Genomic DNA, 26,022 nt, shown 5'->3' on the forward strand with positions numbered 1-26,022 from the left:
GCATTTACACAATAAGAAGCAGCTCCATATGAGAAAGAAGCATCGTCTAACGCATTAATAGTTACAGAAACGTTGCTAGAATTAGGACAAGTTCCAGCAGTAGTATAGGTTACTGTATATGTGTTAGGAGTTGAAGCTGACACATCAATTTGTCCAGTTGAAGCATTAATACTTAATCCAGCTGTTGAGCTAAATGTTCCACCCGTCAAACCTGTAATGGTTGGTGAAGGGTCTGCAGCGTTTTGGCAATATGAAGAAGAGCCATAACTAAATGAGGCATCATCAAGTGCGTTTACGGTTACCGTTATAGAGTTACAACTACCAGGTGAAACACAGCCTCCTTCTCCACGAATGAAGTATGTAGTAGTTGTAGTTGGACTTACATTAAATGTTCCTGAAGTAGTAGTCCCAACTGGAGTACCACCACAAGAACCAGTATAAACATGCCAAGCGGTTGCATCGTTTAGGCTTCCTGTGATGTTTAAATCAGTACTAGAACCAGTACATATTGTTGGATTTGTAGCAGAGAGCGATGGTACATCTGGGTCTGTACAAGGAGTTACTAAAGTTAGCTTATCAAAAATCATCTGTTCCGCATTCGCTAAGGAAAAATTCGAAGTAACTGTAATTTGAGTAACTCCGAAAAAGTTTAATGTAACTTCAGTTGGGCTGGAAAAAGTTCCAGTTTCATCTACAGGTGTATTTGAACCTCCGGTTGGAGTAAAAGTCCAAGTTCTACTTTGTGCTTGAGTACTATTCACTGTAATTGTACTAACATCAACAGGTTGGTCAAACGCGATAATCATTTCCTCGGAAAGATTTGAAGCCGAATTATGGGCTGCTATCCCGTTTGTTCCAAAACCACTTGAAGCAACAAATAATGTATTTTCGGAACTATTGTTAAATGTGCTAACAGTCATGGTGATACCGTCAACTAGTTCACTTACATTGGTTGGTGTGTTGTCCGTTGTTGTACCCGCTGATAAATCAAAAACTGTCTGAGCAGATAGATTTAAACTTGCAAAGAGTACAAAAATAAAAAGAGTAATTTTTTTCATATTTCTATAAATTTAAGAAACCCCCTTACACTTAAATATTTTTATTTAAGTATAAGAGGGACTTCATTTTCTTTTTTTATAATTAACTTCTAGATGGGAATAGCCCTTGCATACAAATAATGTAATTAATAGCGATCGAAGGCTGCATGTTATTGACTTGTTGACTACCACCTGTATTACCAACTGTAAAACTTCCACCAAGTGCTTGTCCATTTACTGTATTAACAGGAGGACCATAAGCTTTTACTCTTTGTGCTCCTAAAGAACCAGGGAAATTAGCTACAGAAGGTACATCTCCTGCTTGTGGGATTTCTCTAGTTCCATTATCCGTGCTTAACTGTAAATTATTTCCAGTAGCCCCAGGAATAAGGACATGTGTGTGAGAAGGTAATTGAGCTACAGTCAGAATATTGTAATAACTTCCTACTTTTTGTCCTAATCTGTATGTTGGAAGACCAGGTCCAGTACCTTCGTGAATAGGAGTTCTACTTCTAAAGTCTGGCAAAGCGAATGTTGTTCTACCATCTCCACCGTAAGTAGTTCCGAGAATAGAAAATAAAGCAGAATATTGCGATATAGGTAATAATTGACCATCACAAAATGCCCACCCTCTTGGTGCAAAGTTTCCAGCAAACATTCTAATTTCTCCTAAGAAACCTTCTTGAGCTTTTACAGAAGTGTTTGATAAAAAGAAGCAAACAAATAGAAGTCCGATAGTTTTTTTAATTGAATTCATGATAATTTAGTTTTGGTTAGTAAATTTTTTATGTTCTTATATAATTCCAAAACAAAGTTACTATCTATCTGCACTCAGATGATTCTAAAAAGTATTAAGCGTGTAGTTTTTAGTTATAAGTGTAATTTAAATAGTAATATATGTTTCCTTACCCTAAATATAGAAGTTTTTTTTAACTATTTGATAGTTAGTTAATTTTTGTTTGATAAAAATGCAATTCCCTCTTAATTCTTTTTCCAGAAAAAAGGAGTGAATAAAATTAAGACTGTAAAGAGTTCTAAACGACCAATTAACATTAAAAAAGAACAAAACAGTTTCGCTGAGGAAGATAAATGAGAAAAGTTATCTACAGGGCTTACACTACCAATTGCTGGTCCTATGTTTCCTAATGAAGAGGCACATGCTCCCAATGCCGATTGCAAGTCTAATCCCATTAAAGTTAAAACTACTGCACCAACAATAAATATTAACATATACAATATGAAGAAAGATAATATGTTGAAGACAATCTTCTGTTTTACTGCTTTACCATCATAACGAACAGGAATAATAGCGTTTGGATGTAATGACTTTTTAAATTCTAAAAAACTATTTTTCAGCATTACAATATGTCTAACAATTTTAACTCCACCAGAAGTAGAACCTGCAGAACCACCCACGAAAAATAGTGAGAAGAAAATTCCTGTAATAAAGAAACTCCACATAGTAAAGTCAGCAGTAACAAACCCGGTAGTTGTTACAACGGAAATAACAGAGAATAAACTGTGTCGAAAGGCACTTTCTGCTTCTCCCAAAACCATTGGATGATTAATAGTAGTTTGTAATGTAGGATCTTTAAAAAAGATAATACCTAATGTAACCAATACAGTTATAGAAAGGATTCCCAAACTGTAATATTTAAACTCTTCACTTTGAATAACTTTTCTAACTTTTCCTTTTAAGGCAAAATAAGTTAAGACAAAATTCGTTCCCGCCACAAACATGAAGAATATAATAATGTATTGAACGAGTGGCATTGCATTCCAATGAGCAACACTCGCATTTTTTGTAGAGAAACCACCTGTACTAACAGTTGCCATAGCATGATTTATGGCGTCGTACCAAGTCATTCCAGCAACTTTAAGTAATAAAAGTTCAGCAATAGTTAATCCAACATAAATTAACCATAAACGCTTTGCAGTATCTGTAATTCTAGGATGTAATTTATCTGCTGAAGGTCCGGGTGCTTCTGCCATAAACAACTGCATACCTCCAATACCTAATAATGGCAATATTGCAATTGTCAAAACAATAATTCCCATTCCTCCAATCCAGTGTGTGGCGCTTCTCCAAAAGAGAATTCCCTTTGGCATGCTTTCAATATCGGTAAGAATAGATGATCCAGTAGTTGAATATCCTGAAATTGTTTCAAAAATTGCATCTATGACAGATGGAATACTACCAGTTAAAAGGTAAGGTAACATCCCGGTAATTGTCAATGTTATCCAACCCAGAGTAACTATAAGATAACCTTCTTTCTTTTGAAGATTATTATTGTCGGGTTTATTAAAGAAATAAAGTAACAGACCAATAAAAATGGTAATTATCCCGGCATTTAAAATTCCGAGTGTAGCTTCCTCATCAAAATAAAGGCTAAAAGGAATCGCTAACCACATGAAAATACCATTAAGTACAGCGGTAATTCCTGAGAAACGAAATATTAATTTGAGATTTAAATTTTCCATTAATTAAATAAATCTTCAACAGTAGATATTGCCTCTGGTAAACAGAACACAATCACATGATCTCCGGCTTGAATTTGCATATCACCAAAAGACATTAGGGCTTTTCCATCTCTAATAATTCCTCCAAAAACAGCTTCTCTAGGAAAGCGTAAATCTCTAATTGGCTTTTCGGTTACCTTAGCATTTTCTTGAACTTCAAATTCAAAGACTTCGGCATCTACATTGTGTAAATTTGCAAGTGCTAAAATTTCACCTTTACGAATATGACGAAAGATGCTACTTGCAGCAATTAATTTTTTATTGATAAGTGTATCTATTCCAATAGTTTGAGAAATATTTATGTAGTCCATATTCTCAACTAAAGCAACAGTCTTTTTTACTCCTTTAGATTTCGCAACTAAACAAGACATGATATTGGTTTCAGAATCACCTGTTACCGCAATAAATGCATCCATATCTCGAATGTTTTCCTCTTCTAATAATTCTAGATTTCTTCCATCTCCATGAATCACTAAAGTCGATCTTAAATCTTCTGCAAGCGTTAAAGCTCTTTCTTTATTTTTTTCAATAAGTTTAACCTTAAAGTTTTCTTGACATAGACTTCTTGCAGTTTTCATACCGATACTACTTCCACCTAAAATCATAACATTTTTTATATCAATATGTTCTTTACCACAAATTGGGTATAACTTTTCGATACTATAATTTGGAGCAGAAAAATAAACCTGATCGTTCATTTTATATTCCGTGTCTCCTCTAGGTATAATTGTTTGTGCAATTCCCTCTCTTTTAATAGCTATGGTAATAAAATCTACCATATTAAATTTTTCTTTAGCCTCTTTTACAGTTAAATCTACAATTGGGGATTTGTATCCTAATGTAGTTCCCATAACATTAAAAAGACCATTTTCAAACGCTACCGTATCATTAAAAGAAGATTGATAAAGTAATTGTTTTATTTCTTCTGCAGCCAGTTTTTCCGGAGAAATCATAAAGTCTACTCCAAAATCTTTGAAGTCAACAACATCACTACTCAGGAATTCTGGATTTTTAATTCTAGCAATAGTTTTTTTCACACCTAATGCTTTTCCTACAACAGAAATTGTAAAGTTGGTGTTTTGACTCTCGGTTACTGCTAATAATAAATCGGCGTTACCAATTCCAATCTCTTTCAACAATTTTATTGAAGTCGCATCTCCTTTTTTAGTAATCACATCCAGATGATTATTGATGTAAGTCAATCGATCACCATCTAAATCAACGATGTAAGTGTCTTGAGATTCGTACGATAGAAGTTTAGCCAAATGAAATCCAACATCTCCAGCTCCGGCTATTATAATTTTCATATTAAAAATTAATGAATATAGAATGCAAAGGTACATTTTTAAGATGAAAAAAAACGGAACAAATTTCATTTAATGTTTAGAATGAGGTCGGTATTCTGAAAATTGGAGAATTAGTATATTTACCAAAAATTGAGAAAAGTGAAAAAGTTAACCATTAAATCTTGGTCTTTAGAAGATAGACCAAGAGAAAAGTTATTGTTGAAAGGAAAACAAACTTTATCCAACGCAGAATTAATTGCAATCCTCATCGGTTCAGGAAATAGAGAAGAAAGTGCTGTGGGTTTATCAAAAAGAATTTTAAGCTTTACTGATAATAATCTCAACCATTTAGGGCAACTTTCAGTAGAAGAGCTACAACGATTTAAAGGAGTGGGAGAGGCAAAAGCGATTTCTATAATTACCGCATTAGAGCTTGGTAGACGACAATTTTTTGAGGAATCTAAAGTACTTCCGAAAATTACTTCCTCCCAAGAGGTTTTTGAAATAATGCGACAGAATTTGGAAGATTTAAAGCATGAGGAGTTTTGGGTCTTATACCTGGATAATGCTAATAAAGTTCTTACGAAATACCAGTTAAGTAAAGGAGGTTTAACAGCAACATTAGTTGATGTGCGATTGGTTTATAAAAGAGCTTTAGAGCTGTCAGCTGTTGGAGTCATATTGTGCCATAATCATCCATCTGGTAAAATTCAACCGAGTAATGCAGATATCGAAATCACTAATCAAATTAAAGAAGCAGGAATAACGTTGAATATTAAATTACTAGATCATGTTATAATTGGTAAAAAGAAGTATTTTAGCTTTGTAGACGAGGGAGTTTTATAAGACTATTAAAACCTGAAACTCGAATCATAAGTTTTATTATTACATAACTGATAACTGATAACTGATAACTGATAATTGATAATTGATAACTGATAACTGATAATTGATACTTATTTACACACATAAAGTTACCCCAAGAGTACGTTATATATTTAAGCATATTTTCACACGAATTTTAGCTATAGATATAGATTTTACTTCTAAAGTTGAGGAGTTTGTGGCTTTTAATGGGCCAAAGTTGTCCTATACCTCAGTAGCTTTAGGAAATGAATTTTTTATAAAAAGCACCGATTTGCTTTTTGAACAAGGTGTAAGTGATGTTGACATCAGTATATCTGTTTGGGAAGATGTGCCGTGTTTCTTTTTTCAGGGTTCGAAATCAACAATTCCATTTGATATTTTCTCGGCAAGTTTCTATTTAATTACTAGATACGAAGAATATTTACCACACATAAAAGATAAACATGGTCGTTTTACAGCTGATCAAAGTTTGGCATACATAAACGGTTTTTTAGAAAAACCAGTGGTAGATATTTGGGCATATAAATTGAAAAAGGCTCTTAAAGAACGATTTCCAGATTACGATTATAAAGAGCGTAAGTATAAATACATTTCCACAATTGATGTAGACAATGCTTTTGCTTACAAACACAAAAGTGTTATTAGGTCAATAGGAGGTATTTTGAAAGATATATACACATTGAATGTTTTAAATGTAATCGATCGTTTGGCAGTTCGTTTTAATATAAAGAAAGATCCGTTTAATACATTTCAAGAACTCATAAAATTCAAAAAAGCATATAATGTAAAAACCATTTTTTTCTTTCTTATTGGAGATTACACAACTTTTGATACCAATGTTTCGGCATCTAAAACGAAATTTCGACTGTTGATTAAGGATATGGTTGATTATGCTAGAGTAGGACTTCATCCGTCTTATTACACGATGAATAATGTGAGTAAATTAAAAGAGGAAAAACAACGGTTAGAAGGAATTACTAACATGCCAATTTTTCGATCTAGACAGCATTATTTACGATTTTCATTGCCTGATACTTATCAGCAGTTAATCGATTTAGAAATTAAAGAAGATTATTCAATGGGTTATGCAAGTCACTCTGGTTTTAGAGCAAGTACTTGTACACCTTTTTACTTTTATGATTTAGATTTTGAAATTCAAACTCCTTTAAAAATATTCCCTTTTGCTTTAATGGATACAACATTAAACGATTATATGCGATTAACACCTAAACAGTCTTTGGGTAAAATAAATGAACTTAAACGTGAAGTAAAAAAAGTAAACGGAACATTTATAACGCTATTTCATAACGAGAGTTTAAGCGATTATCTGCGATGGAAAGGTTGGAAAAGAGTTTATGAATCAATGTTGAAGATAGCAACGAACTAATGATACGAGTTGTCCCTAGAAAAAAAATAGATATTGAAAAGTATGATGATTGTATAGCTAACTCTTTGCAGTCTAATATCTTCGGATTTTCTTGGTATTTAGATATTGTTGCTGATAATTGGACCGCTCTAGTTTTAGATGATTATGAAGCAGTAATGCCAATTCCATGGAGGAAGAAGTTTTTTATAAAATATACTTATCAACCTTACTGGGTTATTCAATTAGGAATTTACTCAAAGAATATAGTCGATGAAAACGAATTTTTAATCGAATTATTTAGCGAGTTTAAATATACCAGTTTGCGAATGAATCACTATAATGCGTTTAGCATGTTTCATTCGTATCAAATTCAGAAGAAAATTCAAATACTTAATTTAAATATACCTTACGAGCGATTATTTGCTAGCTATAATCGAAATAGGAAGAGAGAGCTTAAAAAAGCGAACAATGCAGATCTTACTGAAAACTGGAACGATAATCCCAAAAGATTAATTGAACTTTTTGAGCAGAACGTAGGTAAGCGAGTTAAAAAAATTAAATCAGAGGATTATTTACGATTATATAAACTCATGAATGTCTGCATTGAAAATAGAGCAGGAGAGTTGCTAACAATTTATGACAATCAAAAGGAACTTATTTCAGGAGCGTTTTTTCTAAAGCATAAAAATAGGGTTACTGAACTTGTTTGCTCATCTGATTTTAATAATAGAAATAATGGAGCGAATACTTTTTTAAATGATAGAGCTATTTATAAGTATCAAAGAAATTTTGATGTTTTTGATTTCGGAGGTTCATCAATGAAAAATATTGCGAAATATTACTATAGTTTTGGTGCAAAGGATGAATTTTATGTACAGCTTCATTGTAATAAACTTCCTAAAATACTGCGCTTATTTAAGCGTTGACAGATACTTTCTATAGAAAAAATAAAAACTACACAAAGTAGCTAAACCTGTTAACCACATTAAACTCGCAGTTGTTATTGCAGCTCCTTTTACACCATATTTCGGAATCAAAATTTGGTTTGAAAAATAGTTCAATAAAACGGCAATTGAGGTGATGTAAAAATTAATTTTAACCTGTCCAATTGAAGATAATAAATTTCCATATAAACCTCTTAAAATTAAAATTCCACAAACACCAAAGGTCAATATAAAAAAGCTTTGATGGTAGGCTTTAAATGATGTGTCAAATAAATCTAAGATAAACTCCCCGAACAAATAAAAGCTAAAACAAATAATCACGCTTATAATAGTGAATAATAGAAGATAACCTTTTGTATATTTTTTGATGTAATTAACATCTGCAATTTTTTCAGTAAAAGAAACGAAATCTGTTGTTATAAAAACGCGCGGTAGAAAAAGTAAACTAAAGGGAATAAGAGTTAAATATCGATAAATAGTTACTTTTTCCGGTTCGTTTAAGATATTTCCAATCAATAATATATCAATAGAAAAAAGAAGCAAGGTAACGACATTCGATAATCCACCGAAAACTCCATAACGCCAAAATTCCAGATTTATAAAATTTGGTTTAGAAGGTTTTAAAATTTTAGATAATAGTAATTTATAAAATAGTAAGGAAGATAGGAGAGGAGTAATTACAAATGAGAATGCATAACCCGTAGTTTTCCAAAAATAACTCAATACCAATACAGAGATGATTAAAACTATATTGTAAACAACCTCTATTAATGCGAGTTTTTTATTTTGATGTTCTAGCCGAACTCTAACTTTAATAATTTCAATTAAAAAAGTAGGTATAAAAACAAAAGATAGAATATATAAGTAGCTTTTTATATTAGGATTTTTAAAATCATATAAATAACTCAATAGAATTACGACTAGTGATAAAATTAGTGATGTAACAGTACCTTTTCTAATTACATATTTAAATAATTGTTCTCTTTCTTCTGGATTCTTAGTTAAAGCACCATATCTTATGTAGCTTTGATGCAAACCTAGTCCAACCAAAGGTGTTAAAAAAACAATGAAATTCCAAGCATATAGCACATTACCCAAAGGTTCTGGATGAAGTAATTGTAAGGCAATCCAAGAGGCAATAAAAGATAAAATTCTAGAAAATATAGTTGCTAGAAAAACATAATTGCCAGCTCTTTTTTTAAAGTCTGATATGTAATTTATTAATAAACTCAATTGCTCAAATATAATTCAGAAAATTTAGTAGCAATTACTTGTTTACTAAAATTCGCTTGGGCGTACTCGTGTAGTTTTTCAGGATGTACTTTTTTCTCTAGATGGATTTTAAGAGCTTCCAATAATTCATTTTCGTTGTTAGGGCTTATTAATGAACCAAAATCTGCAGGGAAAAATTCAGCTATACCACCAACATTTGTACTAATAACAGGAGTTCCGCACGAGAAGCTTTCTAAAATAACACAGGGTAAGTTTTCGTAATTACTAAATAATACAAAAACATCCGCCTTTTGCATTTGTGCTACTACATCTTCATGAGGAATATGTTCTATAAACTCAACATAATCTGAAATTTGTAAAGAATCAGATAAATCCTTGTACTGAATTGAGTTTTCCCCAATTAAAACAAGTTTAAATTGGGTCGTTACTTTTTTAAAGTTAGCAACAGTTTTAATAATTCCTGAAACATTTTTGTGTTCATCGAGCATATTCGAAACATGTAAAATAACAAACTCCTTATGAGTTGATTCCTCTTTTACTGAAAACAATTCGGTGTCCACAACATTTGGAATTGGTACATACTTTCCCGATAATCCTAAATTTTCCATAGATTTCTGTAAATCGTAAGAAACCGGACAAATATATTTGGCCCTTTTTGATATTATCTGAGATAGGAATAATTCAGTCTTTGAAAATTTTACTGTTTTTGGTTGATGATAACCTGTCCAATGTTCAGAAATGATATAATCAGTTTTAAATTTCCATTTTAAATACAGGGCAAAAAGTCCAAAAGGAAATAGTTTGTTTAAGTGAACAATATCAAATTTACCTATTTGCTTTACTATTTTTTGAAAAGCTTTAAAAAAACGAGATACCTTTACAATTGGGTTTTTACTTGCTTTTATGTATGCAATATGAGTATTAATTCCATTAATTTCTTTGGAAACTATTTCGATAGGTACTTTTTGTTGTTTGTCTGTAATAATATGTAAAACCGAAACTCTATGATGCAAATTCACCGCTTCCGCGTGTCGTTGAATAAAATCACCATTATTTGGTAAAACTCTAGATGGATACCATCCGCAGAGGAAAAGAACATGTAATTTTTTAGTATCCAAAGACTGTTTAAATTAGATAAATACAAATAGGATGCTGAATTAACAGCACCCTAAAAGTAAATTAGTTATTCCAATTATACAATTTCCCTAGCCTCTTTTGAAAGTTTCTTTGATTTGTTTATGGTATTTCAGAGTTGCATTCTCAATTAAAGTTCAATTTCAGGTAATAAAATTAATATCTAAAAGTACACCTTCCTCTGGCATTTTTAAGTTCAATAATCTCATTTGAATCAGAATATAGGATACAATTAAACGAATATGTTATTCTTACTCCTTTTTCTGGGTTTTCAATGGCTTCTATACTTTCAATGTAAAAATTATTGCTCTTGTCTGGAATTTGATTAAAATAGGAAGAGCGGTAGGATATTCCTCCATTATTTACAAGTTGAGTATAATCAACATGATTTATGAGCACTTGCGATTCAAGGTTTTTAAAATTACCAATGGTGTAATATTTAAGAGTTGCGTAATCAAAAACACTGTAAAAATCGGAGTAATCTAAGTAGCGGTAGGAATTGTTGGAGTCAAGTTTGTTTATTGGCTCATATTTTAAAACTTTGATAAAAGGTGTTTGTAAACTGTCGCTATTATTAATCTTATATGAAAATGAATTAGAAACAGAAACCGAGTCGAGTAAAGTATTAAATACACTTATTACTGTGTTATTCATTTCTGTGCTTACCAGTAATTTTCCATTAAATTCTCCAATAAAATAATTGTCATAATTTTTTAAAGTGTCTAAAGTCATTTGATAATTTTCTGACACTTGATCACCGAAATAAATAGTCGGTTTTTCACATGAAATAATTGTTATTAAAAACAATGTTATATAAATAATTTTTTTTCCCATTTTTCTTATTTAAAAATTCCAATTGATTAAGGGTAGTTTCCTTTTCTGATTTACATTCCAAATACCAAATTGTATTCCCTTGAAGTTGTTTGAATGATTTAAAATTCCTACTTGAATCCCAGCTCCATCATGGCTGTAATTAAATGCAGAAAGTTGTATTCCGTTCATATAATAAGAACTGTTAGTAATGATTGCCAGTTGTAATCCATTTTGTTTGTCAATTATATTCCAACCGCCAGCCAAAGAAAAACCATTTCCCAATTTTCCATATTGACCAACAAATCCAATTGTCAATCCATTATAATTACAGTCACACCACGAGCCTGAAGACAAATTCAGTCCGTTAATTACTTCACTGTATTTATAATCTGTCAAATCAAATGGTTCAGTAGCGTTAGGTAAGCCATTTCCCATAAAAGAAAGCATACCTATTCCTGGAACTTCTATCCTAAGTCCGTTTGTGATAACATTCCTATCATTATTCATTCCTGAGTATAAACCAAAAGATAAACCGTTTATGATTTTATTCTCAGTATGAAAAGTTCCAATTACACCTTTTTTAATAACAATTTCATCTTGACCATGTGATATAAGAAATGTAAATAGCGTAATTAATATAGTTAGTGATCTCTTCATAGTTTATTATTTTACTTTGTCGATTAAACTTTTTAAAACAAAGTTTCAAGGAACAATTCCGAAAAAGCAATTCGATAATTGTTCCTTTCTTTGATAATAAAAACGAATTAAAATCTTTTTCCAATAGTAATTCCAAACCTACCGTAGGTTTTAAAGGCATCATCTTCAACACCAAATGTCCTTCCAAACCCCATAGAAAGTTCACCAATCCATCCCTTTCTTGATAAGAATTTTCCGCCAATTCCAATTCCTAATCCAAATTTTGTTGTAACATCTCCGCTGTCAGAAATAGATAAACTTCCATTGTTCCCATTGATAGTTAAGGAAGCTTCTTTTCCAAATTCGTCAACCAAAATGGCTCCATTTCCTTCTACGAAAAACCCACCAGCTCGTTTCTTACCGAAGTAAAATCTGTAATATGGAAAAGCACCGAAATTATAAAAGTTGTCGCTTTCTACATCAAATGCAACTGAAACCCCGAAAGCAGTTTCATTACTTAGAATTCTTTCATAAGTAATTTCTGCAGCACCGGCCACTAAGTAAATACCGTTAATCTTTAGTTCATTATTACCACTTATTTCACTTACTTTCTCATTATCTTGAGCATACGTTGTAGAAGTTATAAAGGCAATTATCATAATGGTTATTTTATGAATAAACCTGTTTGCTCGTTTGTTCGTTTGTTGTTCTTTTAGTTTTAATTTTAGGTTATTTTTCATGATTATATAAGTTTTGAGCAAAACTAGTTTCATGAAATAATTTTGGTGTCCGAAATAGTCTATGTTGTAAGAATCTGGACAGATTTGTAAGAATTCGGACTCTCTAAAATTAGTCTAACTTCTATATTGAGTGGGAGTTACGCCTGTGTGTTTTTTAAAAGCGTTGTAGAAGGTGGATTTTGAGTTAAATCCCGATTCCAAGGCAATAGAGGTGATTGTGTAACCACTGTATTCATCATTTAATAATAAATCTTTGGAGTATTCTACTCGGTATTCATTAATTAACTGGTTAAAGTTTTTAGAGCTTTGTTCGTTAATTAATTTAGAAAGAAGACTTGTGCTAACTCTAAGTTCATTTGCCAATGTTTCTAAACTCAAAAGATTATCTAAAAACCTTCTATTATTTATAATATACTCTTCAATGTCTTTGAATTTTTTAGAGTAATTGGTTGGCGTTGTTTCGGTTTTATTAAGACCTTGTTCTCTAATTAATTTTCTTTCTTTTACTTGACGCAACATGTATACCAGCTCATAACCTAGCCAATATATAAGAACGGTAGTCATTACACGTAAAGGATAAAAAAAGACAATAAAGTTTTGAAAGTTCAGTTGAAATTTTACACCAACTGCTAGCGCCCAAAAGGCATAAGATATTAATGCAAGAAATATAAAGGTGTTCAACCAATGTAAACTATCATAACTTAAAATACCTTTAAACAAGTTTTTTTTGAACTTAATAATTCTAAAAGAATAGAAGAAAATACTTATAGAAACTATGAAACTTATTAATTCTTCTACAGCAGTATATTTCTCGTAAAACAATTCATATTCTGCTGTTGTAGAGGTATCCTTTATAAAAGAAAAGCAAATTACTTGAAAAATGATACTTACGATAAATATTGGAAAAGCAACTCTAATTACATTGAAAAAAAGCTTTTCTATTTTTAAGTAATTCAGTAAAAAAGTGTAAAATAATGGGGCAATTAAAAAGTGCCAAGGAATTTGAATATAGTCTAAAACCAAAAACTCTTTTGCAAGTAACCAAGATTGCAAATTGTTCAGTGCAATTACTAAAATCATTAAATTAAGGAAAAGTGTGTTTTTATCTAGACCTGTTTTTTTAAACAGAAAAAAACTAAAAACAAACCCATGAATAGCACTAACAATTAAAAAAAGGTTGAAAAACTCCGCGACTTGCAATCGTAAATAATTTTAAAATCCACGGCAAGATATATTTTTTTGAGAATATTGATTCTTAATTTTATTAAAAAACAATTGTCAGAAAAAGCTAAACACTCAAAACTAAACGTTAATAATTTCTTTTAATTGGTGTTAACATAAATATTATATCCTTAAATTTGAATATGACAGAGATTACGGATATTTTCTTTGATTTAGATCATACCTTGTGGGATTTTGATAGAAATTCAGCATTGTCTTTTCAAAGAATTTTTAGTGAACAAAACTTAAGTTTAGATTTAGAAGAATTCTTAAAAGTTTATGAACCAATAAATTTGCAATATTGGAGATTATATAGAGAAGAAAAAATTGAGAAAAAAGAATTGCGCTATAAGCGATTAAAAACAACATTTGATGCACTTAATTATGAGATTGATGATGTTTTAATTGATAAAATATCTGAAGATTACATAACTTATTTACCAATGTTTAATCATTTATTAGACGGTGCAATCGATTTGTTAGAATATCTTAACGGTAAATATAATCTGCACATTATTACCAACGGTTTTGAAGAGGTTCAAAAAATAAAACTCGAGAAATCAGAGATTGAAAAATATTTCAATGTTGTGGTAACATCAGAAAGTGTAGGAGTAAAAAAACCAAACCCAAAAGTTTTTGAATTTGCTCTTGAGAAAGCTAAAGTTGTTCCTAATAAGGCAATTATGGTTGGCGATAGTTTAGAAGCTGATGTTTTTGGCGCTTTAGCAGTAGGAATTTCCCCAATTCACTTGTTTAAAGATACACCTAGCGATGATAATCGAGTGACGAGTGTTCAATCCTTATCCGAAATCAAACAATATTTGTAATAATTAAACCGTTGAAAAAATAAGAGTACAACTTATGAGAAAAATAACAATTTATTGTTTACTAGCTTTGCTATCCCTTGTTTTAAAAAGCTGTGTAGATAATATCGATTTTAGTCAAGCCGAAGATTTTGAGCTTACTCCAGAGGTCGCGGTTTCTTTGATAAATGCGACAGTAACACAAAACGAATTGGTTGTAGGTGGTTCGGAGGTCGGAACGATAACTCAAACATCTGTGGTGACCGTATTAGATAATGAGATTGCTCAAAATGATTTAAATAGGGTTGTGTTTCGGTTTGAAATTAGTAACCAATTTAATCGAGATTTTAGAATAAATTTTTCATTTCTAGATGGAAATGATACTTCAACTAATAATGATATTACATTGAATGTTAATGCGAATAACACGAATTTTGTTCATGAAGAAGATATCATTATAGCGGATAATCCCACTTTTTTAAATACAAGAAAAGTAGAAGTAGAGTTAACATTATTACCAAGTTCTGATGGTTCTTCAATTGATATAAACGTGCCTACTTCTTTTATTTTTAAATCGGCTGGTACATTTTATTTTACAGTAAATAATAATTAACATATGAAGAAAGTCATATTCTTACTTTTGATGTTAATTTCGGTCCATTTAACATCTCAGAACAAACAAATTTTATATGGTTTTGATAATATTCCTCAAACGTTACTTCTAAATCCTGGGGCAGAAACGAATTATAAATACCATATTGGAATTCCTTTAATTTCAGGAATTTCAGCACAAGCGAATATCTCTGGCTTTACCATTGCCGATTTATTTAGAGCAGACAATGTAGATTTTAATACGAAGCTTGATAATGTTATAAATCAATTAGGAAATAATGACTACTTGTCAATTAATACGCAAGTTGAAGTAATAAATGCAGGTTATAAAATCAACGATAAAGACTATTTGAGTGTTGGTTTTTATACTGAATTAGATGCTTTTTCTGTAATTCCAAAAGATTTTTTAGAGTTAGTAAGAGATGGTAATGCGGGTAACTTAAATAGAAGTTTTTTGTTTTCAAAACTTAGCGGAAAAGCAGATTTATTAGGAGTGATTCATGCAGGTATTACTAGGAAATTTAACGAACGTTTTACTGCTGGAGCCAGATTGAAGATCTATTCGGGTTCTTTAAATATGATGTCTAATGACAATCAAGGTAGTTTAACAACAAGATTAGGAACAAATGGGATTTATGAACATACATTAAGTAATGTTGATTTAGCAGGTTATTCATCTGGTTTTTACAATGATAATAATGCCTTAGATGTGGAGGTTGGTGATGTTCTAAGTAAAACATTTTTAGGTCCTAATTTAGGTTTAGGTATAGATGTTGGATTTACGTATAATGTAGACGAGCAAACTAAATTCTCCGCTAGTTTATTGGATATTGGTTTTGTCGCATATTCCGATAAATTAAGGAATGGAACTGTTGAAGGTGATTATGTGTTTTCAGGTATAGAGTTTCAGTACGATGGCAGCAACCCTGATTATTGGCAAAATTTAAATGATGATATCAATGCGAATGTTATAAGAAGACAAAATAAGGATTCTTATTCTGTACTTCGACCAATAAAGTTTAATGCCGCTTTACATCATTATTTTGGAAAATCAAGAAGAGAAGAAAGCTGTTCGGATATTTCATATCACAGTTATTTCGATAATGCTGTTGGAGCTCAATTATTTTCTGTAATAAGGCCAATCGGTCCTCAGTTTGCGTTTACAGGATTTTATCAAAGAAAAGTATCTGAAAAATTTAGTACTAGAGTAACATATACAATCGATGATTTTTCATATACCAATTTTGGAATCGGAATTTCTGCTCATATTTGGAAGGTAAATGTTTATGGAGCGGTTGACAATGTGTTTAATCTTTCCGATATTGCAGATGCAAATAGCGCTTCTTTCCAATTCGGTATTAATATGTTATTCAAATAAAAATGAAAAATACGCTTGTTTTACTACTATTGACCTTTTCTGTTTACGCTCAGAAAAATATTAACAATTACAAATATATTATGGTTCCTAAACAAATGGAATCATTTAATGAAGCAGATAAGTATCAAACAAGTTCACTCACAAAATTTTTATTTAATAAAAACGGATTTATTGCTTTTTTGAGTAGTGACGATGTTCCACAGGATTTAGCTCTGAATAAATGTCTTGCACTAACTGCAGTTTTAGATGATAATTCGGGAATGTTTGCTACGAAAGTAACCTTGATTTTAAAAAATTGTAAGAACGAAGTCGTTTTTAAAGGAGAAGAAGGAAAGAGTAAATTAAAAGAATATAAGAAGGCGTATCAAGATGCTGTTAGAAAAACGTTTAGTTCTATAAAACGATTAAATTATAACTATCAACCTTTATCTCAAACTAAATCATCAAAGAATTTAAATGTTTCCGTTGAAAGAAATAAAAATATTGAAGTTGTAAAAAGTAAACCCAAAACAGAAATTGTTAGTTCGTCGTATGATGCTATTGCTGTGAAGACAGTAAATGGTTACCAACTTAAAGATAATAGAGGTAATACAGTACATGAATTATTAAGTACTTCTGATGCAAATGTTTTCATTCTAAAAGATAAAAATGGAGTTTTACTGAGAAGTAAAGAAGGATCTTGGTCTGCTCAATATTACCAAAATGGAGCAATTCAAATGGAAATAATAAAGGTCAAATTTTAATAATTGTATTTGTCTTTCCAACGTTGTTTTAGGGCAGCTCTAAAATTATTTTCACGCTGATTATTTCCCGGTTCATATAGTTTAGTATTCGAAATTTCATCAGGCATAAACTCTTGATTCACAAAATTATTTTCATAATTGTGAGAATACAAATAATCTTTCCCATAATTTAAATCTTTCATAAGTTTAGTTGGTGCATTTCTTAGATGTAGAGGAACAGACAAATCACCAGTTTTTCGTACCAAATTTTGTGCTTCACCTATCGCCATGTAAGAAGCGTTACTTTTCGGTGAATTGGCTAAATACACAGCACACTGACTTAAAATTATTCTAGATTCAGGATAACCAATAACCGATACAGCTTGGAAAGTATTGTTAGCTAAAATTAAAGCAGTCGGATTAGCATTTCCGATATCTTCAGAAGCAGCAATTAGCATTCTTCGAGCAATAAATTTAACATCTTCACCTCCTTCAATCATTCTAGCTAGCCAATAAACTGCAGCATTAGGGTCGCTTCCTCTGATAGATTTGATAAATGCAGAAATTATATCATAATGTTGCTCTCCCGTTTTATCATAACGAACTGTGTTTTTCTGAATTTTAGAAAGAACTAATTCGTTGGTAATTTCAATTTTTTCTTCTGAGGAAACTAATAATTCAAATACGTTCAATAATTTTCTGGCATCACCTCCAGATACTTGCAATAAAGCGTCAGTTTCTTTTAAAATAATTTCTTTGCTAGATAATAGTTCGTCCTTTTTAATTGCTCGATGAATTAAGTCAATTAAATCTTGTTTATCAAAAGAATTTAAAATATAAACTTGACAACGAGAGAGTAGGGCAGGAATGACTTCAAAACTCGGGTTTTCGGTGGTTGCTCCAATTAGTGTAACCCAACCTTTTTCTACAGCTCCAAGCAGTGAGTCTTGTTGCGACTTACTAAATCGATGAATTTCATCAATAAATAGAATAGGATTTTTTTGAGTGAATAATCCACCACTTTTTTTAGCCTTTTCAATAACTTCTCGAACATCTTTAACACCAGAACTAATAGCACTTAATGTGTAAAAAGGTCGTTTTGATTCATTAGCAATTATGTTAGCTAATGTTGTTTTACCAACACCAGGAGGTCCCCATAGAATTAACGAAGGGATAATTCCTTGACGAATATGTTGAGTCAATATTCCCTTTTCACCAACTAAATGTTGTTGGCTTAAATAATCATCTATTGTTTTCGGTCGAACTCTTTCTGCCAAAGGTGCACTCATATGGTAAAAATAGTAAAGTTTTCTGACAGAAGTTCGTAATTTTTAATGTGGATTTATTTTTGTAGTTTCAATTACTATGAGTGAAAAAAATGAATTCAAAATTACTGACGAAGTCTTCACAATACCTGTATTATTTGTCTTTGTAATTTGGCTTGTCTATTGGATAGAAATTAAGTTTGGACTTAATTTTAATAAATATGGTGTACTACCGCGGAGTATAAGTGGTTTTAGAGGTGTTTTTTTTACTCATTTTATCCATAGCGACACAAAGCATCTTTTCAATAATTCAGTACCTCTTATGGTACTTTTAATGAGTCTCTTGTATTTTTATCGGTCTGTCGCGTTTAAGGTGCTTATTTATGGAGGTTTATTGACGGGAATTATGACTTGGATAATTGGACGTGAGTCATATCATATTGGTGCAAGTGGTATTGTGTATTTATTATTCAGTTTCGTCTTTTTTAGCGGAGTTGTAAAAAAGCATTTTAGGTTAGTAGCTATGTCTCTTATAACGATATTTTTATATGGAAGTATGATCTGGTATGTTTTTCCAATTAAAGAAGGTATGTCATGGGAAGGGCATTTATCCGGTTTTGTTACTGGTCTTTTGTTTGCCTTTATATACAGGAATATAGGTATAGTTAAAGAAAAATATCAATTTACAAAAACGGATTTTGATGAAATGTTTGACGAGGAGGGAAATTACATTCCGCCGGTTCCTAATGAAGAGGAAAATAAGGATATAGAAATAAAACCCTTCGTATATAAGTATGTTTATAAGGATTCAGAGGAGGAATAATTCTATTGATATGTAATAAGCTGTTTAATGCAATCTTTGTCTTATTGCTTCATAAAGAAAAGCACCGCAGGCAACAGATACATTCAAAGATTGTATGTCTCCTAATAAAGGTAGTTTCCCTTTATATTCTACCATCTTTAAAATGGAATTACTTACACCTTTATGTTCCGAACCCATAATTAAAGCTATAGGTTGTTTGAAGTCTATATCGTAAACAGAGTCTTCGGTTTTTTCGGTAGCAGCAACTAATTTTACATCTGCTGCTTGCAATTGGAATAAAGCGTCTTTTATATGGTCAACTTTGCAGATTGGTATCTTAAACGCAGCGCCAGCTGAAGTTTTGATAGTATCGGAGTTTACCGGAGCACTACCGCTTTTTTGTATTATTATAGCATCAACGCCAGTGCATTCAGCGGTTCTGATGATTGCTCCGAAGTTTCTTACGTCAGAAAGTTGATCTAGCACTAAAAAGAGGGGTGTTTTATCACTTTGGATTACATTATCAATGATTTCCTCCAGATTCTTAAATTCTACGGGAGATATCTTCGCTACCGCACCTTGGTGATTATTATGTTTTGATAATCTATTTAACTTTTCTACCGGAACAACGCTTGTAGAGATTTTATTCCCTTTAAGTAATTTATCAAGTTGAAAAAATAGTTCACCGCGCAAACCCTTTTGCAAATATACTTTTTCTATTGAAGATCCACTTTCGATTGCTTCAATAATTGCTCTTATACCAAAAATTACTGTAGATTGTTCCATGCTGCAAAAGTAACTTAATTTATTACAAAAAAAAACCACCTTTTTAAAAGGTGGTTTCAATATAAAAAATATTATAAATTACAATGTAATTTGTCCTGAGTATGATCCTCCATAATCACCACCTCCTAAATTAAGTACTTGAGTACCATCAGAAGTGATAACATAAGTAGTACCACCGTCTCCATACTGATCAAAAATTTGAATAGTATATGTTCCGCTAGGTAAACATTGAACGACATCTAATGAACCAGACGCTCCAGCGTAAGCACCGTATGCGAAAGGATCAGCACTAGCTAATACAGTAGCTCCAGTAGAATCTAAGATTCTCCATGCAGCTTCTTCAGGCCAGCTATCAAATCCTAATGTTATTTTAACCTTAGCCTCACCAGAAGGACAAGATTGAGACATTCCGATTACTAAATCCTCACCAACATTTAAACCGTCAGTTTGAGTAAGTCTTAAAACTAATTTCTTCTCAGATGTTAATTCTAAATTAACACTAGTAAAGTCAATAGATAACTTAGCTTCATTACTATTAGCAGGAATAGTAATACTTGAAGGTACGTTGTATGAAGCAGGGTCTGCATCAGTAGCTTCAGTAACTACAACATCAATAACTCTATCAGAAGAGGTTTTGTTAGCTGTATAGATAGTAATTTCTCTAGTTTCTTGAGCACCGTCAGGTAAACTTACTACAACAGGTTCATTCTGAAATGTAGCAAATGCAGGAGCATCAAAATCCTCGATAGTATCTTTACAACTATTTAAAGTTGCTAATCCTAAAGCAGCAACTAGAAGTAATTTTATGTTTTTCATATATGTAAGGGTTAAAAACCATCCTGAGTGTAAACTCAAGATGGTTTATGTTATATCTTATAAGTTTTGATCTGTAACGAATGGGTTATTTTGGATTTCATCTTGTGGAATCTCAAATTGGAAACGCTCATCGTTATATTGAATTGGAGTACCTACTAAAGATAAGTGGTTTGCACCTCTTACAGCAGTTCTCTTGTTACGCTTTAAAGCTAAGAAACTCTTACCTTCTCCCCATAACTCAATACGAGTTTGTAAGTAAATTTCATCTAATAAAGCTTGACCACTTAGTGCATCTACATAAGAAGCATCTGGAACTCTTCTCGAAACTAAAGCTTTTAAAGAAGCTCTTGCAACACCTTCGTTCCCTGCTTTAGCATTTGCTTCAGCGTTTAATAAATAAGCTTCTTCAACACGCATGTAAACGTAGTCAGCAGTAAGACCTTGCTGTGGTCCACTACCCATAACAGCCTCAGAGAAATTACCTGCAACAGCTGCAGAATAATAAAACTTTAATAGAGGTTGTAAATATCTACCGTTAGAAGTGTCTCCTAAGAATTGAGCTTTTCGAGCATCATCAGCTGGAATAGCGTTATATAAATCTAAATCAATCGCTTTATAGTCTCCAGCCCATGCATAACTATATGAATAAGCGTCAATTTGACCCCACCAAGAAATTAATCCTAATCCTAATTCAGGTGTAATATCAATACCCCACATCCAGCTTGGAGAGTTAACATCGTTGAATCCATTCGTTACATCAGCAGATCCTAACATGCTATAGTTACCAGAGTTAATAACAGCTTGTGTTAAAGCAGCAACTTCTGCATCTCTTCCTCCTTTAGCACCTAGAACATAAGCTAATAACATACGTGCTACATCTTGGTTAACAGCACTTTTACTAGTTCTATTGAAACCTCCTAATAAGCTAATAGCATCTGTTAAGTCTTGTTCCATTCTATTGTATACTTCTTCTGCAGTAGACTTTGGTAAGTTACCAGAAGTTTCCCCAATAGGCATTGGTAAAATTGGCTCAGAAGCGTTATACTCTTTTTGGTAATACTGAGTTAGGTAAAAATAAGAGTGAGCTCTCATTGCTTTAGCTTGTCCCATTGAATATCTACTATCAGGGTTAGCTGGAACGGCATCGTTACCACCTAAGTTTTGGATAATAGTATTTGCCGATCTGATAATTCTGTAGTAGTATCTCCAAACTTGTCTGTTATCACCGAAAGTGAAATCTTCCATTGCTTGTAATTCTGTGATACTAGCTCTATACCAACCGTAAGTACTTAAACTTAAAGCCATATCTCCAGACATCATATCTCCGAAAACATCATAAGATTTATGACCGAAGTCATCGTGTCCACCTGTACCTCCTGATCCAGTTTGAACCATTTGTGCATACATTCCCGATACGAAAGCTGCAGGAATTTCTAAGTTTGTTGTTGCTCCTTGCTCTAACTGAGAAGAAGTTAATGATGTTGTTGGTTGGCTCTCTCCAGAAACTCCATCATTCTTTAATAATTCGTCACTACAACTGTAAGTTACAGCTATTAAAGTAGCAGCGAATAAGATTTTAATTTTTTTCATGATTTTAATAAGTTTTTGAAATTAAAATTTAACTCTTACCCCCATTGTGATAGTCGTTGCAGGAGCATAGATTCTACGCCCAGAGTTACCTGCTTCTCTAATTGCAGGGTTGAATCCTTCTCTTGCAGTGTTGATAAATAAATTATCACCCGACACCCAAATGTTGATACCATCAATTCCAGAGTTTTCCATAAAGCTGCTAGGCACTGTGTAACCAATTCTAGCATTATTTAAAGCGATATAATCAGTACTTGTAACAAAACGTGAAGATAAAGAAGTAGCATTTACAACTGCGTTATCAGCTAATAAAGGCACATCTGTAATATCTCCTGGTTGTTGCCATCTGTTTCTAATGTCTGTGTGGAAGTTGTTTCCTGCAGCACCGAAACGATCACTCATTAATTCAGCATATTGTCCATCGTAAGCGTAACCACCTAAACTATATGTGAATTGAGTAGCAAAGTCAAATCCTCCTAATTTTCCAGATAATCTGAATGACCCTCTTACATCAGGAATGAAAGACTTATCAATAAATACTTGAGTTGCGTCAGCATAAGTCTTAGTAACTTGTTTTTTAATGTTTACAGCGCTTGGATCAGCATTTCTATATTCAAATAAAGAACTAGTTGTACTAGCATCTCCGTTAGGTAAAACTGAGAAATCACCTTCTCCAGCATCTAAAACATTGTTACCGTTCTTATCATCATAGTATTGGTACCACATTGGAGCTCCATCAGATGGATCTACACCAGCCCATTCTTGCATAAAGAAGTCGAAGATAGAACGACCAACAGCAAATGCATAAGCACCGTCAGGACTTGATCCTGAATCAATAATTTTTTGTTTATTAGTTGATGGGTCAAGTGGCATAACTAACATTTCGTTCTCTAACATTTCTCCATTAATAGATAAGTCTAATTTGAAGTTTTCGTTATTTACTAAATGTCCAGTCACGTCAAATTCGAAACCAGCGTTTAATACTTCACCATCATTTACTAAGATAGAAGCAATACCATCTGAAGGTCCAACTCTTTGATTAAAGAATAAGTTATCAGTAGTTTTTCTATAGTAGTCAAAGTTAGCGTCAACATAATTTCCAATACTTAACTCTAAACCAGCTTGCCATTGTCTAGAAGTTTCCCAAGTTAAATCGTTGTTACCAGGTCTAGATAAATCTAAAGCTAAACCACCTCCAACAAAATTAGCGTTGAAAATATCGAAACCAGCAGCAGTACTAGCACCATCTTGATCTCCTGTTACCCCCCAAGAAGCTTTAGCTTTTAAATAAGAAAGGAAGCTATCTTGCATGAAGTCTTCTTCACTAACAACCCAAGCAGCACCAACAGATCCAAATGTACCCCACTTATCTTTTACGAAACGTGAAGAACCATCCGTTCTTAAAGAACCAGTTAAGTAATATTTATTAGCAAAGTTATAGTTTACTTGTCCAAAATAAGACTCAATAGCAGATCCATTTTGCGAACCGAATGCAGGAGATTGGCTTTCTAAATAGTTACTAGCATTGTATAACCCAGGAACAACAACGTTTTGTTTGTTAATTCCAGTTTGCTCAAATCTTCTTTCAAAAGTTTCATGTGCAGCTAATGCTTCGATAGAGTGATCTCCAAAAGAAGTTTTATAACGTAATAACTGCAAGAAAGTTTGAGACCATCTTGTAGTATCAGTTAAAGCTAAAGTACCATTGTTTGTATTTGCAGTACCATAAACATGGTTACCGGCACTAATAAATTCTTGGTACGAGTATTGACCTCCAAATTTAGTTTCGAAAGTTAATTCGTCAGATAATTTGAAATCTGCACTAATATTACCGTTGATAGAGTGAGTTTCACTACCATTGAAGTCTAAGATTGCTGAACCAATTGGGTTTAATAAGTTAGCATTTGGTCTCGCTCTTGTAAATCCGTTTAATGCACCAGTTGGAGAACCATAATCGTATTGGAATCCACCGTAGATTGGATCTGGAATTTTGTCACCAGTTCCAGGGAATCTAGCGAATACTGGATAAATTGGAGCCATTTTATCTGCGAATTCGAATACGTTTTCTGAACCAGCAGTTTGACCATTGTTTGTACTTTGAGATAAAGCATAACCAATGTTAGATTGTAATTTTAACCAATCTTTTACATCTGAAGTTAAGTTTATTCTTGTTGTATATCTTTTGAAATCAGAGTTTAAAGAGTATCCACTGTCATCTAAATAACCCATAGAAACGAAGTACTTAGATTTAGCAGAACCACCACCCATACGTAAGTTAGCCTCTGTTCTAATTCCCTCTCCAAATGCGAAATCAGCATATCTTTCTGGATCAAATAATCTTTGTACACCTGGTCTTACAGATCTAGTAGCTGGGTCAATTAAGTCAGCTCCAGAAGCAACATTCCACATGTTGTATCCGTCACCAATACCATTACCACCTAATAAAGTAGAGTTTGCAAAACCAACAGGGTCAGCATTTCCAGTCACAACACCTCTGTTGTATAATCCTTCCCATACTAATCCAATATATTCTTCTGGGTTTTGGATTACATTGTATCTAGGGATGATTTGTACGTTAACCCCAGTTTTAACGTCAGCTTCGATATAAGATTTTTCAGAAGAAGAACCAGACTTCGTAGTAATTAAAATTACCCCGTTCGCACCTCTAGATCCATAAATTGCTGTTGCAGTTGCATCCTTTAATACTGTAGTACTCTTGATGTCAGCAGGGTTAACCGAGTTAAGGTCAAATGTACCTGCAAAAGGAATACCATCAATTACGTATAAAGGAGCTCTGTTACCGTTAGGAGAACCATAACCACGAACACGAACAGTACCAATTGTACCTGGCTGTCCAGAAGTGTTAATTACAGTAACCCCGGCAACTTCCCCAGTTAACGCTTGAGATACGTTTGAGAAAGATTTAGCTTCTAAATTTTCAGTAGCTACTGTTGCAGCAGTACCCGCATAAGACTGTTTAGTCGCAGTACCATAACCTACTACAATAACCTCTTCAAGTAAATTGTCAGTTTCTAATGTTAAACTGATGTTGTTAGATGAACCTACTACTCTTTCAGCAGATTTCATACCAACAAAGCTAAAAACTAAAACATCACCTGTCTTTGCTTTAATAGAGTAGTTACCATCAAAATCAGTTTCAGTACCTGAAGTAGTACCTTTTTTTAATACACTAACCCCAGGTAATGGACCTGATTCATCAGAAACAGTACCTGAAATCGTTCTCTCTTGCGCAAAGGAAATTTGCACAACCAACGCTAACAAAAGCGTTAAAATTCCATTAAACTTTGTTTTCATTGTATAATTGTTTGAATTAATCAAACGCTAAAGTCTTAATTTTATCTTAAATAAACAATTTTTTAACAGAAAAAACGATTAAGCTTTGTTTATAAATTATTGGCGAAAGAATTCTTTTAACGAATAATTAAGAAAAAAC

Annotated in this window: 22 protein-coding genes and 1 pseudogene; 8 read left to right on the forward strand and 15 right to left on the reverse strand. The window is 32.4% G+C overall.

The features are described from left to right. The 4 genes and pseudogenes from ACOSP6_RS09680 to trkA form a co-directional block, all read right to left on the reverse strand. Positions 1 to 1,058 (reverse strand): annotated as a pseudogene (locus ACOSP6_RS09680) (hypothetical protein); the annotation flags it as partial. 82 nt (positions 1,059 to 1,140) lie between these two features. Beyond that, a complete protein-coding gene (locus ACOSP6_RS09685; protein ID WP_422092889.1) occupies positions 1,141 to 1,695 on the reverse strand; it encodes a phage tail protein in 555 nt (184 codons plus the stop codon). A 323-nt stretch (positions 1,696 to 2,018) separates the two neighbouring features. After that, positions 2,019 to 3,518: a TrkH family potassium uptake protein gene (locus tag ACOSP6_RS09690; protein ID WP_422092869.1), complete on the reverse strand. Its 1,500-nt coding sequence runs from the start codon at positions 3,516 to 3,518 to the stop codon at positions 2,019 to 2,021. Beyond that, positions 3,518 to 4,864, reverse strand: a complete 1,347-nt coding sequence (gene trkA, locus ACOSP6_RS09695; RefSeq protein WP_422092868.1) for a Trk system potassium transporter TrkA — start codon at positions 4,862 to 4,864, stop codon at positions 3,518 to 3,520. Before trkA ends, ACOSP6_RS09690 begins: the two co-directional genes overlap by 1 nt. A 138-nt stretch (positions 4,865 to 5,002) precedes the next feature. On the opposite strand from trkA, the gene radC reads away from it, so the two are divergent. The 3 genes from radC (at position 5,003) to ACOSP6_RS09710 (ending at position 8,002) form a co-directional block, all read left to right on the forward strand. Next, positions 5,003 to 5,689: a RadC family protein gene (gene radC / locus ACOSP6_RS09700; protein ID WP_422092867.1), complete on the forward strand. Its 687-nt coding sequence runs from the start codon at positions 5,003 to 5,005 to the stop codon at positions 5,687 to 5,689. A gap of 103 nt (positions 5,690 to 5,792) precedes the next feature. Beyond that, a complete protein-coding gene (locus ACOSP6_RS09705) occupies positions 5,793 to 7,097 on the forward strand; it encodes a polysaccharide deacetylase family protein (RefSeq protein WP_422092866.1) in 1,305 nt (434 codons plus the stop codon). Then, positions 7,097 to 8,002, forward strand: a complete 906-nt coding sequence (locus ACOSP6_RS09710) for a hypothetical protein (RefSeq protein ID WP_422092865.1) — start codon at positions 7,097 to 7,099, stop codon at positions 8,000 to 8,002. Before ACOSP6_RS09705 ends, ACOSP6_RS09710 begins: the two co-directional genes overlap by 1 nt. Here the strand turns inward: ACOSP6_RS09710 and ACOSP6_RS09715 are convergent. The 6 genes from ACOSP6_RS09715 to ACOSP6_RS09740 form a co-directional block, all read right to left on the reverse strand. After that, positions 7,988 to 9,253, reverse strand: coding sequence for an oligosaccharide flippase family protein (locus tag ACOSP6_RS09715; RefSeq protein ID WP_422092864.1), 1,266 nt, complete (start codon positions 9,251 to 9,253; stop codon positions 7,988 to 7,990). The two genes, ACOSP6_RS09710 and ACOSP6_RS09715, sit on opposite strands and share 15 nt — an antisense overlap. Then, positions 9,250 to 10,371 (reverse strand): glycosyltransferase family 4 protein, encoded by a 1,122-nt coding sequence (locus tag ACOSP6_RS09720; protein WP_422092863.1) that lies wholly within the window; start codon positions 10,369 to 10,371, stop codon positions 9,250 to 9,252. The genes ACOSP6_RS09715 and ACOSP6_RS09720 overlap by 4 nt, the downstream gene beginning before the upstream one ends. Positions 10,372 to 10,543: 172 nt before the next feature. Further along, on the reverse strand, positions 10,544 to 11,221 hold the full coding sequence (locus ACOSP6_RS09725) for a hypothetical protein (RefSeq protein WP_422092862.1): 678 nt from the start codon (positions 11,219 to 11,221) through the stop codon (positions 10,544 to 10,546). Between the two features lie 9 nt (positions 11,222 to 11,230). Continuing rightward, a complete protein-coding gene (locus tag ACOSP6_RS09730) occupies positions 11,231 to 11,857 on the reverse strand; it encodes an LA_2272 family surface repeat-containing protein (protein WP_422092861.1) in 627 nt (208 codons plus the stop codon). 107 nt (positions 11,858 to 11,964) lie between these two features. Then, positions 11,965 to 12,576, reverse strand: a complete 612-nt coding sequence (locus tag ACOSP6_RS09735; RefSeq protein ID WP_422092860.1) for a DUF3575 domain-containing protein — start codon at positions 12,574 to 12,576, stop codon at positions 11,965 to 11,967. 114 nt (positions 12,577 to 12,690) lie between these two features. Further along, entirely contained in the window at positions 12,691 to 13,656 is a 966-nt protein-coding gene (locus ACOSP6_RS09740; RefSeq protein ID WP_422092859.1) for a helix-turn-helix domain-containing protein, read from the reverse strand. 284 nt (positions 13,657 to 13,940) lie between these two features. Between ACOSP6_RS09740 and ACOSP6_RS09745 the strand changes: the two genes are divergently transcribed. Genes ACOSP6_RS09745 through ACOSP6_RS09760 form a run of 4 tightly spaced genes read left to right on the forward strand, consistent with a single transcriptional unit; the run spans position 13,941 to position 17,333 of the window. Further along, positions 13,941 to 14,624, forward strand: a complete 684-nt coding sequence (locus ACOSP6_RS09745; RefSeq protein ID WP_422092858.1) for a YjjG family noncanonical pyrimidine nucleotidase — start codon at positions 13,941 to 13,943, stop codon at positions 14,622 to 14,624. A gap of 34 nt (positions 14,625 to 14,658) precedes the next feature. Beyond that, positions 14,659 to 15,213 (forward strand): hypothetical protein, encoded by a 555-nt coding sequence (locus tag ACOSP6_RS09750; protein WP_422092857.1) that lies wholly within the window; start codon positions 14,659 to 14,661, stop codon positions 15,211 to 15,213. 3 nt (positions 15,214 to 15,216) lie between these two features. Further along, the gene (locus tag ACOSP6_RS09755; protein ID WP_422092856.1) at positions 15,217 to 16,590 is read left to right on the forward strand and encodes a DUF5723 family protein; all 1,374 of its coding nucleotides are present in this window, start codon (positions 15,217 to 15,219) and stop codon (positions 16,588 to 16,590) included. A gap of 2 nt (positions 16,591 to 16,592) precedes the next feature. Next, a complete protein-coding gene (locus tag ACOSP6_RS09760) occupies positions 16,593 to 17,333 on the forward strand; it encodes a hypothetical protein (RefSeq protein WP_422092855.1) in 741 nt (246 codons plus the stop codon). Here the strand turns inward: ACOSP6_RS09760 and ACOSP6_RS09765 are convergent. Continuing rightward, positions 17,330 to 18,601 (reverse strand): replication-associated recombination protein A, encoded by a 1,272-nt coding sequence (locus ACOSP6_RS09765; protein WP_422092854.1) that lies wholly within the window; start codon positions 18,599 to 18,601, stop codon positions 17,330 to 17,332. The genes ACOSP6_RS09760 and ACOSP6_RS09765 overlap by 4 nt on opposite strands. A 76-nt stretch (positions 18,602 to 18,677) precedes the next feature. On the opposite strand from ACOSP6_RS09765, the gene ACOSP6_RS09770 reads away from it, so the two are divergent. Next, positions 18,678 to 19,400 (forward strand): rhomboid family intramembrane serine protease, encoded by a 723-nt coding sequence (locus ACOSP6_RS09770; RefSeq protein ID WP_422092853.1) that lies wholly within the window; start codon positions 18,678 to 18,680, stop codon positions 19,398 to 19,400. A gap of 24 nt (positions 19,401 to 19,424) precedes the next feature. On the opposite strand, the gene rlmB is transcribed toward ACOSP6_RS09770, so the two are convergent. From rlmB to ACOSP6_RS09790, 4 genes are all read right to left on the reverse strand, one after another. Further along, positions 19,425 to 20,165, reverse strand: coding sequence for a 23S rRNA (guanosine(2251)-2'-O)-methyltransferase RlmB (gene rlmB / locus ACOSP6_RS09775; RefSeq protein WP_422092852.1), 741 nt, complete (start codon positions 20,163 to 20,165; stop codon positions 19,425 to 19,427). 78 nt (positions 20,166 to 20,243) lie between these two features. Then, positions 20,244 to 20,981 (reverse strand): hypothetical protein, encoded by a 738-nt coding sequence (locus ACOSP6_RS09780; RefSeq protein ID WP_422092851.1) that lies wholly within the window; start codon positions 20,979 to 20,981, stop codon positions 20,244 to 20,246. Positions 20,982 to 21,038: 57 nt separating this feature from the next. Continuing rightward, on the reverse strand, positions 21,039 to 22,571 hold the full coding sequence (locus ACOSP6_RS09785) for a RagB/SusD family nutrient uptake outer membrane protein (protein ID WP_422092850.1): 1,533 nt from the start codon (positions 22,569 to 22,571) through the stop codon (positions 21,039 to 21,041). A 21-nt stretch (positions 22,572 to 22,592) separates the two neighbouring features. Further along, the gene (locus ACOSP6_RS09790) at positions 22,593 to 25,883 is read right to left on the reverse strand and encodes a SusC/RagA family TonB-linked outer membrane protein (protein ID WP_422092849.1); all 3,291 of its coding nucleotides are present in this window, start codon (positions 25,881 to 25,883) and stop codon (positions 22,593 to 22,595) included. Positions 25,884 to 26,022: the final 139 nt, after the last annotated feature.

Origin of the sequence: Tenacibaculum sp. MEBiC06402, from assembly GCF_049239625.1 — a bacterium.
GTDB lineage: Bacteria > Bacteroidota > Bacteroidia > Flavobacteriales > Flavobacteriaceae > Polaribacter.

Excerpts from the sequence above, each read along its gene's own strand:
- ACOSP6_RS09710 (WP_422092865.1), top strand. The coding sequence starts at position 7,097 with ATGATACGAGTTGTCCCTAGAAAAAAAATAGATATTGAAAAGTATGAT.
- trkA (WP_422092868.1), bottom strand. The coding sequence starts at position 4,864 with ATGAAAATTATAATAGCCGGAGCTGGAGATGTTGGATTTCATTTGGCT.
- ACOSP6_RS09735 (WP_422092860.1), bottom strand. The coding sequence starts at position 12,576 with ATGAAAAATAACCTAAAATTAAAACTAAAAGAACAACAAACGAACAAA.
- ACOSP6_RS09740 (WP_422092859.1), bottom strand. The coding sequence starts at position 13,656 with ATGATTTTAGTAATTGCACTGAACAATTTGCAATCTTGGTTACTTGCA.
- ACOSP6_RS09690 (WP_422092869.1), bottom strand. The coding sequence starts at position 3,518 with ATGGAAAATTTAAATCTCAAATTAATATTTCGTTTCTCAGGAATTACC.
- rlmB (WP_422092852.1), bottom strand. The coding sequence starts at position 20,165 with ATGGAACAATCTACAGTAATTTTTGGTATAAGAGCAATTATTGAAGCA.
- ACOSP6_RS09785 (WP_422092850.1), bottom strand. The coding sequence starts at position 22,571 with ATGAAAAAAATTAAAATCTTATTCGCTGCTACTTTAATAGCTGTAACT.
- ACOSP6_RS09770 (WP_422092853.1), top strand. The coding sequence starts at position 18,678 with ATGAGTGAAAAAAATGAATTCAAAATTACTGACGAAGTCTTCACAATA.
- ACOSP6_RS09765 (WP_422092854.1), bottom strand. The coding sequence starts at position 18,601 with ATGAGTGCACCTTTGGCAGAAAGAGTTCGACCGAAAACAATAGATGAT.
- ACOSP6_RS09755 (WP_422092856.1), top strand. The coding sequence starts at position 15,217 with ATGAAGAAAGTCATATTCTTACTTTTGATGTTAATTTCGGTCCATTTA.
- ACOSP6_RS09685 (WP_422092889.1), bottom strand. The coding sequence starts at position 1,695 with ATGTTTGCTGGAAACTTTGCACCAAGAGGGTGGGCATTTTGTGATGGT.
- ACOSP6_RS09725 (WP_422092862.1), bottom strand. The coding sequence starts at position 11,221 with ATGGGAAAAAAAATTATTTATATAACATTGTTTTTAATAACAATTATT.
- ACOSP6_RS09745 (WP_422092858.1), top strand. The coding sequence starts at position 13,941 with ATGACAGAGATTACGGATATTTTCTTTGATTTAGATCATACCTTGTGG.
- ACOSP6_RS09750 (WP_422092857.1), top strand. The coding sequence starts at position 14,659 with ATGAGAAAAATAACAATTTATTGTTTACTAGCTTTGCTATCCCTTGTT.
- ACOSP6_RS09730 (WP_422092861.1), bottom strand. The coding sequence starts at position 11,857 with ATGAAGAGATCACTAACTATATTAATTACGCTATTTACATTTCTTATA.
- ACOSP6_RS09780 (WP_422092851.1), bottom strand. The coding sequence starts at position 20,981 with ATGAAAAACATAAAATTACTTCTAGTTGCTGCTTTAGGATTAGCAACT.
- ACOSP6_RS09790 (WP_422092849.1), bottom strand. The coding sequence starts at position 25,883 with ATGAAAACAAAGTTTAATGGAATTTTAACGCTTTTGTTAGCGTTGGTT.
- ACOSP6_RS09760 (WP_422092855.1), top strand. The coding sequence starts at position 16,593 with ATGAAAAATACGCTTGTTTTACTACTATTGACCTTTTCTGTTTACGCT.